15 protein-coding genes and 1 riboswitch are annotated in these 14,349 nt (G+C 62.7%); of the genes, 9 read left to right on the top strand and 6 right to left on the bottom strand.

Features of this window, described 5'->3' with window-relative positions; translation table 11 throughout:
- Positions 1 to 53 precede the first annotated feature (53 nt).
- Entirely contained in the window at positions 54 to 731 is a 678-nt protein-coding gene (locus ACQK2M_RS22615; protein ID WP_223476457.1) for a S24 family peptidase, read from the top strand.
- Positions 732 to 810: 79 nt separating this feature from the next.
- Complete coding sequence (locus ACQK2M_RS22620; RefSeq protein ID WP_425419678.1) at positions 811 to 1,119, top strand: polyhydroxyalkanoic acid system family protein; 309 nt, start codon at positions 811 to 813, stop codon at positions 1,117 to 1,119.
- Between the two features lie 3 nt (positions 1,120 to 1,122).
- On the opposite strand, the gene ACQK2M_RS22625 is transcribed toward ACQK2M_RS22620, so the two are convergent.
- Entirely contained in the window at positions 1,123 to 2,793 is a 1,671-nt protein-coding gene (locus ACQK2M_RS22625) for a lysine--tRNA ligase (RefSeq protein WP_425419679.1), read from the bottom strand.
- Between the two features lie 144 nt (positions 2,794 to 2,937).
- Here ACQK2M_RS22625 and ACQK2M_RS22630 point away from each other — a divergent pair, with 144 nt between their 5' ends.
- Complete coding sequence (locus ACQK2M_RS22630; protein WP_223476460.1) at positions 2,938 to 3,348, top strand: tellurite resistance TerB family protein; 411 nt, start codon at positions 2,938 to 2,940, stop codon at positions 3,346 to 3,348.
- A gap of 73 nt (positions 3,349 to 3,421) precedes the next feature.
- On the top strand, positions 3,422 to 4,225 hold the full coding sequence (locus ACQK2M_RS22635; protein ID WP_425419680.1) for a sterol desaturase family protein: 804 nt from the start codon (positions 3,422 to 3,424) through the stop codon (positions 4,223 to 4,225).
- On the opposite strand, the gene ACQK2M_RS22640 is transcribed toward ACQK2M_RS22635, so the two are convergent.
- Entirely contained in the window at positions 4,178 to 5,092 is a 915-nt protein-coding gene (locus ACQK2M_RS22640; RefSeq protein WP_425419681.1) for a transporter substrate-binding domain-containing protein, read from the bottom strand. The genes ACQK2M_RS22635 and ACQK2M_RS22640 overlap by 48 nt on opposite strands.
- Positions 5,093 to 5,298: 206 nt before the next feature.
- Here ACQK2M_RS22640 and ACQK2M_RS22645 point away from each other — a divergent pair, with 206 nt between their 5' ends.
- The 4 genes from ACQK2M_RS22645 to ACQK2M_RS22660 all read left to right on the top strand — a co-directional run bounded on the left by ACQK2M_RS22645 (position 5,299) and on the right by ACQK2M_RS22660 (position 9,317).
- Positions 5,299 to 7,218, top strand: coding sequence for a glycosyltransferase (locus tag ACQK2M_RS22645; protein ID WP_425419682.1), 1,920 nt, complete (start codon positions 5,299 to 5,301; stop codon positions 7,216 to 7,218).
- Positions 7,219 to 7,289: 71 nt separating this feature from the next.
- Positions 7,290 to 7,445, top strand: a complete 156-nt coding sequence (locus ACQK2M_RS22650; RefSeq protein WP_425419683.1) for a DUF6471 domain-containing protein — start codon at positions 7,290 to 7,292, stop codon at positions 7,443 to 7,445.
- A complete protein-coding gene (locus tag ACQK2M_RS22655) occupies positions 7,403 to 8,317 on the top strand; it encodes a hypothetical protein (RefSeq protein WP_425419684.1) in 915 nt (304 codons plus the stop codon). Before ACQK2M_RS22650 ends, ACQK2M_RS22655 begins: the two co-directional genes overlap by 43 nt.
- A 208-nt stretch (positions 8,318 to 8,525) precedes the next feature.
- Positions 8,526 to 9,317 (top strand): ion transporter, encoded by a 792-nt coding sequence (locus tag ACQK2M_RS22660; RefSeq protein WP_425419685.1) that lies wholly within the window; start codon positions 8,526 to 8,528, stop codon positions 9,315 to 9,317.
- Here the strand turns inward: ACQK2M_RS22660 and ACQK2M_RS22665 are convergent.
- Positions 9,309 to 10,397: a 2'-deoxycytidine 5'-triphosphate deaminase gene (locus tag ACQK2M_RS22665; RefSeq protein WP_425419686.1), complete on the bottom strand. Its 1,089-nt coding sequence runs from the start codon at positions 10,395 to 10,397 to the stop codon at positions 9,309 to 9,311. The genes ACQK2M_RS22660 and ACQK2M_RS22665 overlap by 9 nt on opposite strands.
- Positions 10,398 to 10,475: 78 nt before the next feature.
- Positions 10,476 to 10,553: riboswitch (SAM riboswitch) on the top strand.
- Positions 10,554 to 10,614: 61 nt separating this feature from the next.
- On the opposite strand from ACQK2M_RS22665, the gene ACQK2M_RS22670 reads away from it, so the two are divergent.
- On the top strand, positions 10,615 to 11,805 hold the full coding sequence (locus tag ACQK2M_RS22670) for an O-succinylhomoserine sulfhydrylase (protein ID WP_425419687.1): 1,191 nt from the start codon (positions 10,615 to 10,617) through the stop codon (positions 11,803 to 11,805).
- A gap of 2 nt (positions 11,806 to 11,807) precedes the next feature.
- On the opposite strand, the gene ACQK2M_RS22675 is transcribed toward ACQK2M_RS22670, so the two are convergent.
- Genes ACQK2M_RS22675 through ACQK2M_RS22685 form a run of 3 tightly spaced genes read right to left on the bottom strand, consistent with a single transcriptional unit; the run spans position 11,808 to position 14,206 of the window.
- Positions 11,808 to 12,422, bottom strand: a complete 615-nt coding sequence (locus tag ACQK2M_RS22675) for an HNH endonuclease (protein WP_425419688.1) — start codon at positions 12,420 to 12,422, stop codon at positions 11,808 to 11,810.
- A gap of 16 nt (positions 12,423 to 12,438) precedes the next feature.
- The gene (locus ACQK2M_RS22680) at positions 12,439 to 13,587 is read right to left on the bottom strand and encodes an amidohydrolase (protein WP_425419689.1); all 1,149 of its coding nucleotides are present in this window, start codon (positions 13,585 to 13,587) and stop codon (positions 12,439 to 12,441) included.
- On the bottom strand, positions 13,580 to 14,206 hold the full coding sequence (locus ACQK2M_RS22685; RefSeq protein ID WP_425419690.1) for a CDP-alcohol phosphatidyltransferase family protein: 627 nt from the start codon (positions 14,204 to 14,206) through the stop codon (positions 13,580 to 13,582). The genes ACQK2M_RS22680 and ACQK2M_RS22685 overlap by 8 nt, the downstream gene beginning before the upstream one ends.
- Positions 14,207 to 14,349 lie beyond the last annotated feature (143 nt).

Below are 14,349 nucleotides of genomic sequence, written 5' to 3' on the forward strand. Positions count from 1 at the left end.
TTGCGGGAGGGCGACGCCAAAGGTATTTATTCCTGAAATCATCAGGAAGCGCCATGCTCTCCCACAAGCGAATCTGGGCCGCCATCGACGCGCTCGCCGAACGAAACGACCTTTCGCCATCCGGGCTGGCGAAGCGCGCGGGGCTCGATTCCACCACCTTCAACAAGTCGAAGCGGTTTGCCGCCGATGGACGGCCGCGCTGGCCCTCGACGGAATCGCTCGCCAAGATCATGGAGGCCACCGGCTCGTCGCTGGACGTGTTCATGGGGCTGGTGCGCGGTGACAGCGCGCCCGCCGACACCGAACCGGCCTCCCCGATGCCGCATCCACGTGCCATCGCGCTCAGCGAAGTGCCGATCATCGGCATGGCGCAGGCCGGCGCAGGCGGTTATTTCGACGATGCGGGATTTCCGGCCGGACAGGGCTGGGACATGGTGGCCTTTCCCGGCGCGGACCTCGAGGACGACGCCTATGCGCTTGAAATCACCGGCGACTCCATGCTCCCGCTCTATCGCGAGGGCGACACGATCATTGTATCACCGACAGCACAGGTCCGGCGCGGAGACAGGGTGGTCGTCAAGACGCGCGGCGGGGAAGTGATGGCGAAGACGCTGCTGCGCCAATCCTCGCTGATGGTCGAACTGGAGTCGGCCAACCCGGCCCATCCGCCGCGAAAACTGCCGGCCGCCGATGTCGAGTTTATGGCGCGGATCATCTGGGCGAGCCAATAGCCGAAGACGGGATTTGCATCGCGGCGCGATCGAACCCATCTCGACTGCATGACCTCAATTGAAACAGCCGGATAATCGAATGGCCAAGCCAGTCACAGTCACGATCTCACACGAACTCGGACGCGAGGAAGCCCATCGCCGGATCGACGAAGGATTCGGAAAAGTCGCGGACGGTCTCGGCTTCGCCCTGAAGCTCGACCAGCACTGGGAAGGCGACACGCTCGCCTTTGAGGCGCGCGCCATGGGCCAGGTCATCAATGGCACGGTCGATGTCGCCGAGGACAATGTCGTCATCACGGTCGTGCTGCCCCTGTTCCTCGCCGGACTGGCGGAGCGCATCAAGGGCAATCTCGAAAAGGAAAGCACGCTGCTGCTTGAAAAGAAGTAGCGGTCAGGCCTGTTCGAGCGCCAGTTCTCCGGCCAGCGCCTTGTTGACGAGGGCGACAGTGTTGGAAATGCCGTAGAGAGCCGCAAACGAGCCGAAGCGCGGGCCGCGCTCCTGCCCGAGCAGGACCTGGTACAACATCTGGAACCAGTCGCCGGTGACCGCAGGGCCGCCGTCGGGACCTTTTTTCGACGGATCCTGGTAGCGCTCGAAACCGCGTGCGACATCGAGGGCGGCATCCTGGATCGCCGCGCCGTCGGCGTCCGCCGGTAGCGCTTCGAACGCCGCGACCAGCCTGGTCAGCGCCTCGCGTTCCGTATCGTCGGGCGCGCGGAACGTCTTGGTCGGTTTGACGAAGTCGTCGAAGTAGCGGATCGCGTAGCCGACCAGTTCGTCGAGCTTCGGATGGGTCTCCGCGGTCACGCCCGGCGCATAGCGCGAGATGAAGCCCCACAGCACGTCCTTGTCGTGTGCGTTCGATGCACTGACGAGGTTGAGCAGCATGGAGAACGGCACCGGCATGTCGGCCGCCGGCGGTTGCCCGGAATGGATGTGCCAGACCGGATTGTTAAGCCGGCCCGCCTCGTCCTGCCGCCCATAGGCGCCGAGGAACGAGAAATACTCGTCGACCGCCTTGGGAATGACGTCGAAATAGAGGCGCTTGGCGGTGCGCGGCTTCTGGAACATGTAGAGCGCGAGGCTCTCGGTCGGCGCGTAGGTCAGCCATTCGTCGATGGTCAGGCCGTTGCCGCGCGACTTGGAGATCTTCTCGCCGTTCTGGTCCAGGAAGAGTTCGTAGACGTAGTGCTCCGGCGGACGGCCGCCGAGTGCGGAGCAAATGCGGTCATAGACCGGCATGTTGGGGCCGTGATCCTTGCCGAACATCTCGAAATCGACGCCGAGCGCGGCCCAGCGGGCGCCGAAATCCGGCTTCCACTGCAGCTTGACCTGGCCGCCGGTGATGGATTGCGTCACCTCCTCGTCGTCCTCGTCCACATAGGTGATCGTGCCGGCCCCGGCATCGACAGCCTTCATCGGCACGTAGAGCACCCGGCCGGTCTTCGGCGAGATCGGCAGGAAAGGCGAATAGGTCGCGCGGCGCTCCTCGCCGAGCGTCGGCAGCATGATGTCCATGACCGCGTCATAGCGCTCGGCGACGCGCTGGATGATCGCGTCGAAACGGCCCGATTTGTAGTATTCGGTCGCGCTTGCGAACTCGTAGTCGAAGCCGAACGTGTCGAGGAAACGGCGCAGCATCGCGTTGTTGTGATGGCCGAAACTCTCGAAATCGCCGCCGAACGGGTTCGGCACCGCAGTCAGCGGCTTGTGAAGATGCGGCTCCAGGAAGGACCGGTCCGGCACGTTGTCCGGAATCTTGCGCATGCCGTCCATGTCGTCGGAGAAGCAGAGAAGCTTGGTGGCAACCTTGTCCTCCGTCAGCACGCGGAAGGCGGTGCGGACCATGGTCGTGCGGGCCACCTCGCCGAAAGTGCCGATATGCGGCAGGCCGGACGGGCCGTAACCGGTCTCGAACAGGACGACATCGGGAAATCCGGACTTCTCGTAGCGTTTGACGATCTTGCGCGCTTCCTCGAAAGGCCAGGCCTTGGTCTTGCCGGCGGCTTCCAGAAGCTCCGGTGAAAATTCGAGTTGGGGCAAGGCCGGATTGGCGCTCATTTCTTTTTCGTCCTGATCGTCGGGTGGTTTCACGGTCCGCGGTAAGCACCGCGCGGCCATTTGTCCGCCTGCCTTTACAGTCTCCGGCTTGCGAAGCCAAGCATGCGCGACTACCTGTTGGCCCGACACGCCACGGGGAATTCGATGAGCACACTCTCTCAACCAGAAGCGCTGGCCTTTATCATGGTCACGATGGCCGCCGCCGACACGACGCTTTCCGAGCGCGAACTCGCGCGGATCGGCAACACGGTCGACACGCTGCCGATCTTCGACGGTTTCACGCGCGACCAGCTCGTCGAAGCCGCCAATCGCTGCACGGCGATCATCAACGAGCCATCGGGGCTCGACCAGATTCTCGCCATGGTCAAATCGAGCCTGCCGGAGCGTCTCTACGACACGGCCTATGCGGTGGCTGTGGAAATCGCCTCGGCGGACCTGCATGCCGAGCAGGAGGAACTGCGGTTCCTGCAGATCCTTCGAGACGAACTGGATCTGGACAACCTCGTCTCCGCGGCCATCGAGCGTTCCGCCCGGGCGCGCTTCCGCCTGCCCTGACGCGGAATTGACTTGCTGTTGATGCGCCGCCGTCCGATCAGGGACCGGCGCATCACGAAAGCACGATAGGGCGATGGAAATTTCCGAAGCAACCATCCGGCTGGCAGCCTTCCTGACGATTTTCATTTCGATGGCGATCTTCGAATTGTGGTCGCCGCGCCTCGAACGCGAGGAGATGAAAGGCGCTTGGAAATCCAAGCGCTGGTTCACCAACCTTTCGGTCGTCGTGCTGTCGTCGGTGGCGCTGAGGATCATCTTTCCCGCCGCGGCGGTCGGTACCGCGATCTTCGCGCAGGAAAAAGGCTGGGGCCTGTTTCCCGCCTTGGGCATGCCGCCGCTCGTTGCCGGCATTCTCGCCTTCGTCATTCTCGATTTCGCCGTTTGGCTGGAGCATGTCGCCAGCCACAAGATTCCGATCCTGTGGCGCATCCACCGCATGCACCATGCCGATAACGGGTTCGACGTGACGACGGCGTTGCGCTTCCATCCGATCGAGATCGTGCTGTCGATGTTCTGGAAGGCGGGCATCGTGATCGCGCTCGGCGCGCCGGTGCTCTCCGTGCTGCTTTTCGAGATCGTGCTGAACGGGACGGCGATGTTCAACCATTCCAACATCAACCTGCCGCAGCCGATCGACCGATGGCTGCGCAGGGCGATCGTCACGCCGGACATGCACCGCGTGCATCACTCGTCGACGCCGCGCGAGACCGATTCCAATTACGGTTTCAACTTCCCGTTCTGGGACCGATTGTTCGGCACCTACATCGCGCAACCGAAGCTGGGGCACGAGGGCATGGAAATCGGACTGAAGGAATATCGCGGGCCGATGTCAGCCGGATTGCTCTGGGCTTTGCGCCTGCCCTTCGTCCGACGGTAGCGTCGGCGCGCCGATTCCGTCGGCGTAGGGATCGAGCGGGAAATAGCGCTGGTAGATTTCGCGGTAGACGCCTTTTTCCTCGATAGCGTTGAGCGCGGCGTTCAGCGCCGTCATGACCGGCGCGCTGTCCTTGCGCATGACGATGGCCATGCCGGGGCCAAGGTAGCGATCCGACAGGAACGGCCCGGATACGAAGCTGCAGCACGATCCCGCGCTCAACGAGGCAAGCCAGAACGACAGCGCCACGCCATCGCCGAACACCAGCTCGACTTCTTCCCTTTGCAGCGCCGTGTAGGCCGCCGCCTCGTCCTGGACCTCGACCGGCACGGCTTCGCGGAACCAGGATTTCAACATCTCGGCATGGGCGCTTCCCGCCACCACCGCGACCTTCCGGTCGCGCGCGAGCGAGTACATGTCAGTCGTCGGCGCCCTGAAATCGGATCGCGCGACGAAACGCGCCGGAAACTTGAAATAGGGCCGGGAGACGACGCGATTGGCGCGCAATTGCGTGCTGATGCCGTGGCCGGCGATGATCGCCTCGCCGCGCAGTCCGTCCAGCGCGAGGTCGAGCTCCTCCCAGGGCATCGCCTGGATTTCGCATTTTGCCTCGATGCCGAGTTCGGCGCAGATCGCCCTTACGATCTCGACATTGAAACCGGTCGGGCGGCGCTGCGGATCAGCGAAATTGAAGGGCGGAAAATCAAGCGTGGTCAGAAAACGCAGCCGTAAGAGACCCGTCAGATCCGTCGGCGCGATACGGCTGTTCGGATCGGACAGGCGCGGCGGATCGCCCGCGCCGGCCGGCATGACGGCCGCAAGGACGAGAACGAGGGCTGCGACAGCTCTGGACACGACGGAATAGCGCATGCCTTCGCTTATCGGAACCGGCCGCGGCGTTCCAGAGGGTTTTGGCGCCTTCTCTCGAAAGTTGCCGCGCTTGCAAAACTCGCGCGCACCGATAGTGTTTGCAGTTGCGGAGAATGGGGTTGGGTTTTGTGAGTTCCGCAGGGGCGACGGATACTGCCGGAGGATCGACTTCCGGAACGACGGGGCAACCGGCAAGGCCGGATGTCATGCTGAAGCACGAGCCGGTTACAGGCCTGCTCGATCAGGCGCGTGCCCTGACACGCAAACGCCCGGGAAAACCCGCCGACAACGAAAACCGCTACTGCGAGACAATCGCATTCCTTTCCGATCACGCCTATCCCGCCTCCTATCTGTCGCGCGCGAGCCGGATGGCGATCCGAAACGACACGACCGGCGTCGAGGAGTTGCTGGCCAGCGGACTGATCACGGAGGAAATCTACTACCGCACCCTGGCGGAGCACACAGGGCTGGAATTCATCGCGCCGGACACGATTATCGAGATCCTGAATCGCGACGAGCCTGCCCACGCGGGGACTCTCGTGTCTCCGACCGGCTGGTGCCGGCTGGCCGACGGCACCGTGCGGGCGGTGGTCGCGCCCTCGCCGGGGTCGGCGCTGATCACGGACAAGCTGCTCCGCAAAAAACGCAAGGCCGACACGCGCATCGCGATCACGGTGCCCTCTGCGCTTCGAAAGGCATCGATCGGACGGATGCGCCTGAGGCTTGCCGAGGAAGCGGGATTTCGGCTCTCGAACGACATGCCCGCCGCCTCGGCGAAACATGGCGCCAGCGCCTGGCACGGGTTCGTGCTGGCGGCGCTGATCTCGGCCGTGACAACAGGACTGACACTCTCGCCGGCGATTGCGATCCTCGCCGTGCATGTCGGCGCTTCGCTGTTTTTTCTGTCCAGCATCGTACTGCGTCTGGCTGCCGCGATCGGCTACGAACGGGTAGAGCCGAGACCGCTGGCGAAATTCAAGAATTCCGAACGCCCGGTCTATACGGTGATCGTTGCGCTCTATCGCGAGGCGCCGGTCGTCGATGACCTGATCACCTCGCTGAAGCAGCTGAACTGGCCGCGAAGCAAACTCGAAATCAAGCTGGTCTGCGAGGACGATGACGACCAGACGCTGGCGGCGCTGGATCGTCAGAAGCTCGACCGCCGTTTCGAGGTGATTGCGGTGCCGCGCATCGGGCCTCGAACGAAACCCAAGGCGTTGAATCACGCCCTGCCTTTCTGCACCGGTTCGCTGGTGACGCTTTTCGACGCGGAGGACCGGCCTCATCCGGACCAGATGGAGGAAGCCTGGCAGATCTTCCGGCGCGCGCCGAACCGCGTTGCGGCCTTGCAGGCTCCGCTGGTCATCGCCAATCCACGGCGCAACTGGATCGCTGGGCTGTTCCATGTCGAATATGCGGCGCAGTTCCGCGCGCTCCTGCCGTTCCTGACACGGCACGGCCTTCCGGTGCCGCTTGGCGGCACGTCCACCCATTTCCGAAGGACCGCGCTGGAGCGCTGCGGTGCCTGGGACCCGCACAATGTGACCGAGGACGCCGATCTTGGCTTCCGGCTCTGGCGCGCCGGCTTCCGCATCGGGACGATCACGCGCCCGACGCTGGAAGACGCGGCGTACAAGCCGTCGATCTGGCTGCGCCAGCGCACGCGATGGATCAAGGGCTGGCTCCAGACCTGGATCGTCAATACGAGGCTCGGCGCGTTGCGGTCGCGGCGGATGCCGATCGCGGGAACACTGATCCTGCACGCCCTTCTGGCCGGAACCGTCATCTGCTCGCTGTTCTTTCCGATGACGCTCCTCATGATCGCCGGCGTCGCCGCGTGGGGCGTGTTCCAGGGCGACGTCCCGATCGCCTGGTCATGGCTCGCGGCCGCCGACTGGGCGAACATCCTGCTCGCCTTCGGCGTGCACGCCGCGCTCGGACTGCGCGCGGTCGACGGCCCGGAAAAGGGGCTTGCGCTGAAGGTCCTGCCGGCGCTGCCGGCCTACTGGCTGTTGATGTCTCTCGCGGGCTGGCGGGCGGCGGTGCAGTATTACCGCAATCCGTTTCTCTGGGAGAAAACCCCGCACGCGCCGCACGACCCGAATGGCGTCCGGCATCGTATCTGACGTCTCGCAAAGACACGGACTGGGAATCTAAGGCTGCAAACCTCCTGAAAGCGGATTTGAAGCGAAAGGGCGTGACCTACGCCGGGTTGGTCGAGGAACTGTCAGAGATCGGTGTTGACGAGAAAGAGGCCAACGTAAAGAATAAGCTCTCTCGGGGTAAGTTCACAGCGGCGTTTTTCCTGCAATGTCTAGCGGCAATAGATACACAGACATTGCACCTTACCTGATCGCTGTAATCGGTGTCGCTCTTGTCGGGCTGGTTTACCTTTCATACGCAGTATCAAAGGGCTACGAGCGCGCCGATCAGCGTCATCAATCGGAGATAGCCCAGTACGCCACCCAGCAGCAACATCAGCAAGAATGTCTCGCGTCCAGCGTGGCGATTGATGATTTCAGACAATGCCTTGCCGCCTATGAAGGCACCAGCCGCGAACACGATCGCGCCGAGCAAAATCTGAACGCCCAAAGGGAGATGGCGTATTGGGCCGAGGGTATGCTGTGGGCCACGTGGGCAAGCGTAATCATCACCGCAATCGGTGTGGTGTATGTCGCTCTAACTCTTAAAGAAACGCAGGAGGCCGTGCGCGCTGCTGACGACGCCGTAAAAGCGACGTTTGACGTGGGAACCGCTCAAATCCGAGCGCATTTGATCGTGAGCGATGTGGTAGCTGAATACGGCGCTCACTCGGAGTACGGGCGATATATTTCTGTGACGGTGTCCATTCGAAATGTTGGGCAAACTCCAGCGATTCACGTCGATTCTTATGTGCACATTACCGAAGGCATTTTCGTCGACGAAAATGGCCAAGCGCTCAAAGACAAGTGGACACCTGTCCCATCCAGTTTGTCGATCCGACCCGATCAATATCGGGAAATCCCGCCGGGAGAGAAGCGCGAAATTTATCGCGCGACAATCACCGCCGATGAGTTCTGGACTATTCAGAACCTCGATTGTCTTTCTTGCCGCATAGCGATTCAAGTCAAGTACGACGCTATTGTCAGTGAACGGCGGTGGATTTTGCAAGAGCGGTTTGACCTCAGAGAACACGCCGAAGACACTCGCATCGGCGCTTATCGGGTTCACCCCAATCAGGCATAAAGCCGCGCCCACCGCCGCGCGCCACCTCACGGCCTAGCCCCGCGCTTGGTGCGTTTGCTACCGAATGCCGTTCCTCTGGGAGAAAACCCCGCACGCGCCGCACGACCCGGATGGCGTGCGGCATCGTATCTGACATCTCGCAAATCGTCCCGCGCTCCCCATATTGACGAGCGAAACCGCGACCCTGGCACCGGACGAAAAAGAGCCCATGCAACGTCTCGCAACCCTCGTCGAATCGCAGCGCTTCGAGCAGGCGATCGTCATCCTGATCATCATCAATGCCGTCAGTCTCGGCCTGGAAACCTCGTCCGCCGTCATGGTGCAGGCGGGCGGGCTGATCATGGCGGTCGACCGGATCATCCTTGGCGTCTTCGTCGTCGAACTGATCGCGCGGTTCGCCGTCTACAGGGGTGCGTTCTTCAGGAGCCCGTGGCGCATCTTCGATCTCTTCGTGGTCGGGATCGCGTTGATCCCCTCGGCCGGCGCGTTCTCCGTGCTGCGGGCGCTGCGTATACTGCGCGTGATGCGGCTGATCAGCGTCGTGCCGTCGCTGCGCCGCGTGATCGGCGGATTGCTGGCCGCGCTGCCGGGAATGGGCTCGATCATGATGCTGCTCGGCCTGTTCTTCTACGTCTTCTCCGTGATGGCGACGAAGCTGTTCGGCGCGACCTTTCCGGAATGGTTCGGCTCGATCGCCGCCTCGGCCTATTCCCTGTTCCAGATCATGACGCTGGAAAGCTGGTCGATGGGCATCGTCCGCCCGGTGATGGATGTCTATCCATGGGCCTGGGCGTTCTTCATCCCCTTCATTCTCTGCACCACCTTCACGGTGCTGAACCTCTTCATCGGCGTCATCGTCTCGGCGATGCAAAAGGAGCATGACGAGGAGGCCGCCTCGGACCGGGCGACGCTGCATTACGACCAGACCGCGATCCTGTCGGAACTCGGCAAACTCAGGGAAGAGATCAAGGCGTTGCGCGCGGAGCGCACCTCACAATGAGCGGAAGTGCTTGGAGAGCTTCAGGCCCTGGGCCTGGTAGTTGGACTTGAGATCGATGCCGTAGAGATGGTCCGGGCGCTTTTCCATGCGCTCGTAAACGAGGCGTCCGACCGTCTGGCCATCCTCAAGGACAAAGGGCACCTCGTGGCTGCGCACCTCCAGCACGGCGCGACTGCCCGTGCCGCCCGCCTCACTGTGGCCGAAGCCGGGATCGAAGAACCCCGCATAATGGACGCGGAATTCGCCGACCAGCGGATCGAAGGGCGTCATCTCGGCGGCGTAGTCCGGCGGGACGTGTACGGCCTCGCGGCTGACGAGAATGTAGAATTCGTCCGGGTCGAGGATCAGTTCCTTGCGGTCGCGCACATAGAGCGGCTCCCAGAAATCCAGAACGTCGAGCGCGCCGCGCTTGTCGACATCGACCACTGCCGTGTGATGCTTGCCGCGATAGCCGACGAGGCCCTGCTTGTCGCCGGACAGATCGACCGAGACGGCAATGCCGGCCTGAGTGACGATCGGATTGTCGCCGGCGACCAGCGTTTCTGTTTCATGCAGCGCCGACAGATCATCCGCGCCCAGGATCGTGTTGGCGGAGCGGAAACGGACCTGCGACAGGCGCGAGCCGGTGCGCACCACGATCGGGAAGGTGCGCGGACTGACCTCCAGATAGATCGGACCGCGATAGCCGGCCGGGATCTTGTCGAACTCGACGCCGTGGTCGGTCATGACGCGGGTGAAGATATCGAGCCGGCCGGTGGAACTCTTGGGATTGGCCGATGCGGCGATACCGTCGGACAGCGCCAGTTCTTCCAGAAGCGGCACGATGTAGACGCAGCCGGTCTCCAGCACCGCGCCCACCTCGAGATCGATCTCGTGCAGCTTCAGCTGTTCGAGCTTGTCGACCACCTTGAAGTCACGCCCCGGCATAAAGCTCGCGCGCACCCGATAGGCTTTCGCGCCAAGCCGCAGGTCGAGGCTGGCCGGCTGGATCTGGTCAGGATCGAGGGCCCGGTCGGATTTGAGTGCAGACGCCTCGAACAGGGCGCGTATGGCACTGTCGGGCAGGATTCCGCCGGTCATCTGTCGAGGTTCCCCATCATGGCGCGCACCATTCCCGAGCGGATTTGTTGACGCAAGCACCGCGAAGCCTTATGGACAGCTTTCGTTCGTGGTGATTTGGCCGGTCGGCTTGCAGCCACGTTAAACAACTCGCTAAAAGGCCGCGCGGCACGTCAGAAGACGTGGTTCAACCGGTTTTGCGGCGACGCATGCCGGTTTTTTTGTATGGAGACTCCAGATGGCTTCTGACTGGTCGAAATTTTCCGCCGCAACGCAGATGGTGCATGGCGGCACGTTGCGCTCGCAGTTCGGCGAGACATCGGAGGCCATGTATCTGACGCAGGGGTTCGTCTACGACAGCGCCGAAGCCGCCGAGGCCCGCTTCAAGGGCGAGGAAGAGGGCTTCATCTATTCGCGCTACGCAAACCCGACCAACGAGATGTTCGAGCAGCGCATGTGCCTGCTGGAAGGCGCGGAAGCGGCGCGCTCGACCGCCTCAGGCATGGCCGCGGTTGCCTCAGCATTGCTTTGCCAGGTGAAGGCCGGCGACCACGTGGTCGCGGCGCGCGCGCTTTTCGGCTCCTGCCGCTGGATCGTCGAGACGCTGATGCCGAAATACGGGGTCGAGACGACGCTGGTCGACGGCACGGACCCGAACGCCTGGGAGCAGGCGGTGAAGAAGAACACCAAGGTGCTGTTCTTCGAAAGCCCGACAAATCCGACGCTGGAAGTCATCGACATCGAGCACGTGGTCGCCGTCGCACGCTCGGTCGGCGCGAAGGTGGTGATCGACAATGTCTTCGCCACGCCGATCTACCAGAAGCCGATGGAACTGGGCGTCGATATCGTCGTCTATTCGACCACCAAGCACATTGACGGCCAGGGCCGGTGTCTCGGCGGCGTGGTGCTGGCGAGCGAGGAATGGATCGACGAGAACCTGCACGACTATTACCGCCACACCGGTCCGTCGATGAGCCCGTTCAACGCCTGGGTGATGCTCAAAGGGCTGGAGACGCTGCCGCTGCGCGTGAAGAACCAGACCGCGAATGCCGGCAAGGTCGCCGACTTCCTGGCGTCGCGCTCTGAAGTGAAGCGCGTGATCTATCCGGGACGGCCGGACCACCCGCAGGCCAACATCATTCCCAAGCAGATGAAGGGCGGCTCGACGCTGGTCTGTTTCGAGCTGAAGGGCGGCAAGAAAGAAGCCTTTGCCTTCGAAAACGCGCTCGGGATCGTTAGCATCTCCAACAATCTCGGCGACGCCAAGAGCCTGATCACCCATCCGGCGACGACCACGCACAAGAACCTGTCGCCAGAAGCGCGCGAGGAACTCGGCATTTCGGACGGCACGCTGCGACTTTCCATCGGGCTGGAGGATGCCGACGACCTGATGAACGATATCGACGGGGCGCTGGCGGCGGCTAGATGATTTCAGGCTTGGAGCAGACGCTCCAAGCCATCCCACCAGGAGTGGATTGGCGGATTGTCTCTCGGATCCTCCAACCCGGCCTCGGCAAGCGAATAGCTGTTCCTTCCGAAATTGCAGGGCGCGCAGGTAACGACAAGGTTCTCCAAGTTGTTATCGCCGCCATATGCATGTGGCAGTACATGATCGTATTGCAGCCACATGGCTTGCAAGGCTGCGTGCTGTTCGTTGTTTCGCTGCCCCCACTTTAGGGCATCTGGATACAGCTTCTTCAGAGCGACGCGAATCTCCGAGCGAACCGCCGGGATGTGACAAAATCGGCAATGGTAACCGTCCCGAAGGCGCAATTCTTCTTTTTGCGCATTCGAAGGCATACGTTGCGGTTGAACGGCGATTGGATGGCGCTTTCGAGATGCAACGACCGAGGTGTCAATTGTGACATAAGGACTTCGAGCACCCCAAATCGACTCAGTCCATTCTCGGATGACGGGCATGTCAGCTAGCTCGATCAGCTCGTAGGATAGCTTTGTCCGTCCGACCAGGTGTGCCGACAAGGCAGCGTCCAAATATCTCGCCGCGTCAAACAGTTCCGGTATCGGCTCACGGAAACAACGCTTCATTCAGATTTGCTCCTGATCAGCCGCAGCGCCCCCGCACCAGCCGTTCGAAGATCGCCAGCGCTTGAGGAATGATCGCGTCGGGGAAATCGTAGTCCGGATTGTGCAATTGCGGTTGATCCTCGCCCGCGCCGAGCACGAAGAAGGCGGAGGGCGCGGCGGAGGAGAACAGGCCGAAATCCTCCGACCAGCGGAACGGGCCATCGACCTCGCCACAGGCGACACCGGCCTCCGCGCAGGCTTCGCGCACCATGGCAGTCGCCTCAGCGTCGTTGAAACAGGCGGCGAAACGCTCCGACGTTTCGATATCGACCTCAAGCCCGGCGGCTTTCGCGGCCGCGTTGGCGCATTCGCGCGCGACGGCCATCAGCCTTTCCTGCAATTCGTCCGTGCGCGCCCGCAGCGTCGCCATGATCCACGCCTCCCCCGGCGCGATGCCGAAGGCGGCCTCTCCGAGACGGGCATGCGACAGCGTCACGAGCGCGTCGCCGGGTGCGATGCCGAGTTCCTCGGGCAGGTTCGGCAAGCGCGTCACGAGGTCCGACATCGCGTTGGCGGGACTGCGGCCATCTTCCGGATGGGCGGCATGGGAAGTCCAGCCTGTCAGATGGATCTGCATGCCTTCGGAGGCGAAACAGAACGAGCCCTCGCGGATCGCCGCCTCGCCCGGCTTCATGCCGGGAAGGTTGTGCAGCCCGAAAGCAAAATCCGGCCGGATCTGTTCGAAACGGGGATCGTCGAGGACGCCCCGCGCGCCGACGCCGGTTTCCTCGGCGGGCTGATAAAGCAGGACGACGCGGCCGCGCGCCGGCCGTTCGGTTTGCAACCGCCGCGCCATTCCGCACATGATCGCCATGTGCCCGTCATGGCCGCACATGTGACCGTTGCCCTCGATCTGCGAACGCCAGTCCGGCGACCCGGTCTCGTGGATGGGCAGGGCGTCGAGTTCGCAGCGCAGGAGGACCGTCGGCCCCGGCGTTCCGCTGTCGAAGATGCCGGCCACGCCGTAACCGCCGAGGCCCTCGATCACCTCGTCGGCGCCGCAGTCGCGCAGCCAGACGCTCATGCGCGCCGCCGTCCTCTCCTCCTCGCCGGAGATTTCCGGCATGCGGTGCAGGTCTCGGCGCAGCGCGGTCAGTTCGGCGATCAGATCGTAATTCTCAAGCATCGTCTTTCCCGGTCAGGCTCAAAACGCGTTTCGTCATAACGATGCGCGACAGCGCCGTGTAGAGGCAAATCGCCGCGAAGACCCAGGCAAGGACGGGAAACCAGCCGGGAAAGAGGCAGGCGGCGACAAAGACGGCGATGGTTTCGGTCGCCTCTGCGAGGCCCGTCGTGAAGAACAGCGATTTCTCGCCACGCTGGTCGGTCGTCATGCCATGCTTCTCGGCCATGATGGCGAAGGCGAGGAAGCTCGCGCCGTTGACATAGAAGGAGAAGATCAGCGCCGCGCCCGCGATCGCATTGGCGGCCGGGTCGGCGATGACGAAGCCGAGCGGGATGATACCGTAGACCGCGAAATCGAGGACGATGTCGAGGAAACCGCCGAAATCGGTCTTGCCGTTGACGCGGGCGACCGCGCCATCGAGGCCGTCGCAGAGTCGGCTCGCCAGAAGGACGATCATGCCGGCGAGATACCATTGCAGGGCGATCAATCCCGCCGCGGCAACTCCGAGAAGAAGGGCCGTGACTGTCACGGTATTGGCGGTTGCCCCGGTTCGCGCAATCGCACGGCCCGCAGCATCGATCAGCGGCTGTATCCTCTCGCGCACTGCACCATCGAGCATGTCACTTTTCCTCGGTCTCCGGCGGGTGACTTAATCGCCCATTCCGCCGATGTCATGCCACGATCCTTCATATCCGTTCACGCAAGCGTGTGTGCGGCGGGATGCGCCTTCTCATGACGGGGATCATCAGCTAAATCTCGCGC

Origin of the sequence: Oricola indica, from assembly GCF_965227485.1 — a bacterium.
Lineage (GTDB): Bacteria > Pseudomonadota > Alphaproteobacteria > Rhizobiales > Rhizobiaceae > Oricola > Oricola indica.

Coding starts and splice junctions, on each gene's coding strand:
- ACQK2M_RS22680 (WP_425419689.1), bottom strand. CDS start 13,587: ATGCTTGAGAATTACGATCTGATCGCCGAACTGACCGCGCTGCGCCGA.
- ACQK2M_RS22685 (WP_425419690.1), bottom strand. CDS start 14,206: ATGCTCGATGGTGCAGTGCGCGAGAGGATACAGCCGCTGATCGATGCT.
- ACQK2M_RS22625 (WP_425419679.1), bottom strand. CDS start 2,793: ATGAGCGCCAATCCGGCCTTGCCCCAACTCGAATTTTCACCGGAGCTT.
- ACQK2M_RS22635 (WP_425419680.1), top strand. CDS start 3,422: ATGGAAATTTCCGAAGCAACCATCCGGCTGGCAGCCTTCCTGACGATT.
- ACQK2M_RS22615 (WP_223476457.1), top strand. CDS start 54: ATGCTCTCCCACAAGCGAATCTGGGCCGCCATCGACGCGCTCGCCGAA.
- ACQK2M_RS22645 (WP_425419682.1), top strand. CDS start 5,299: ATGCTGAAGCACGAGCCGGTTACAGGCCTGCTCGATCAGGCGCGTGCC.
- ACQK2M_RS22620 (WP_425419678.1), top strand. CDS start 811: ATGGCCAAGCCAGTCACAGTCACGATCTCACACGAACTCGGACGCGAG.
- ACQK2M_RS22655 (WP_425419684.1), top strand. CDS start 7,403: ATGTCTAGCGGCAATAGATACACAGACATTGCACCTTACCTGATCGCT.
- ACQK2M_RS22670 (WP_425419687.1), top strand. CDS start 10,615: ATGGCTTCTGACTGGTCGAAATTTTCCGCCGCAACGCAGATGGTGCAT.
- ACQK2M_RS22630 (WP_223476460.1), top strand. CDS start 2,938: ATGAGCACACTCTCTCAACCAGAAGCGCTGGCCTTTATCATGGTCACG.
- ACQK2M_RS22675 (WP_425419688.1), bottom strand. CDS start 12,422: ATGAAGCGTTGTTTCCGTGAGCCGATACCGGAACTGTTTGACGCGGCG.
- ACQK2M_RS22660 (WP_425419685.1), top strand. CDS start 8,526: ATGCAACGTCTCGCAACCCTCGTCGAATCGCAGCGCTTCGAGCAGGCG.
- ACQK2M_RS22665 (WP_425419686.1), bottom strand. CDS start 10,397: ATGACCGGCGGAATCCTGCCCGACAGTGCCATACGCGCCCTGTTCGAG.
- ACQK2M_RS22640 (WP_425419681.1), bottom strand. CDS start 5,092: ATGCGCTATTCCGTCGTGTCCAGAGCTGTCGCAGCCCTCGTTCTCGTC.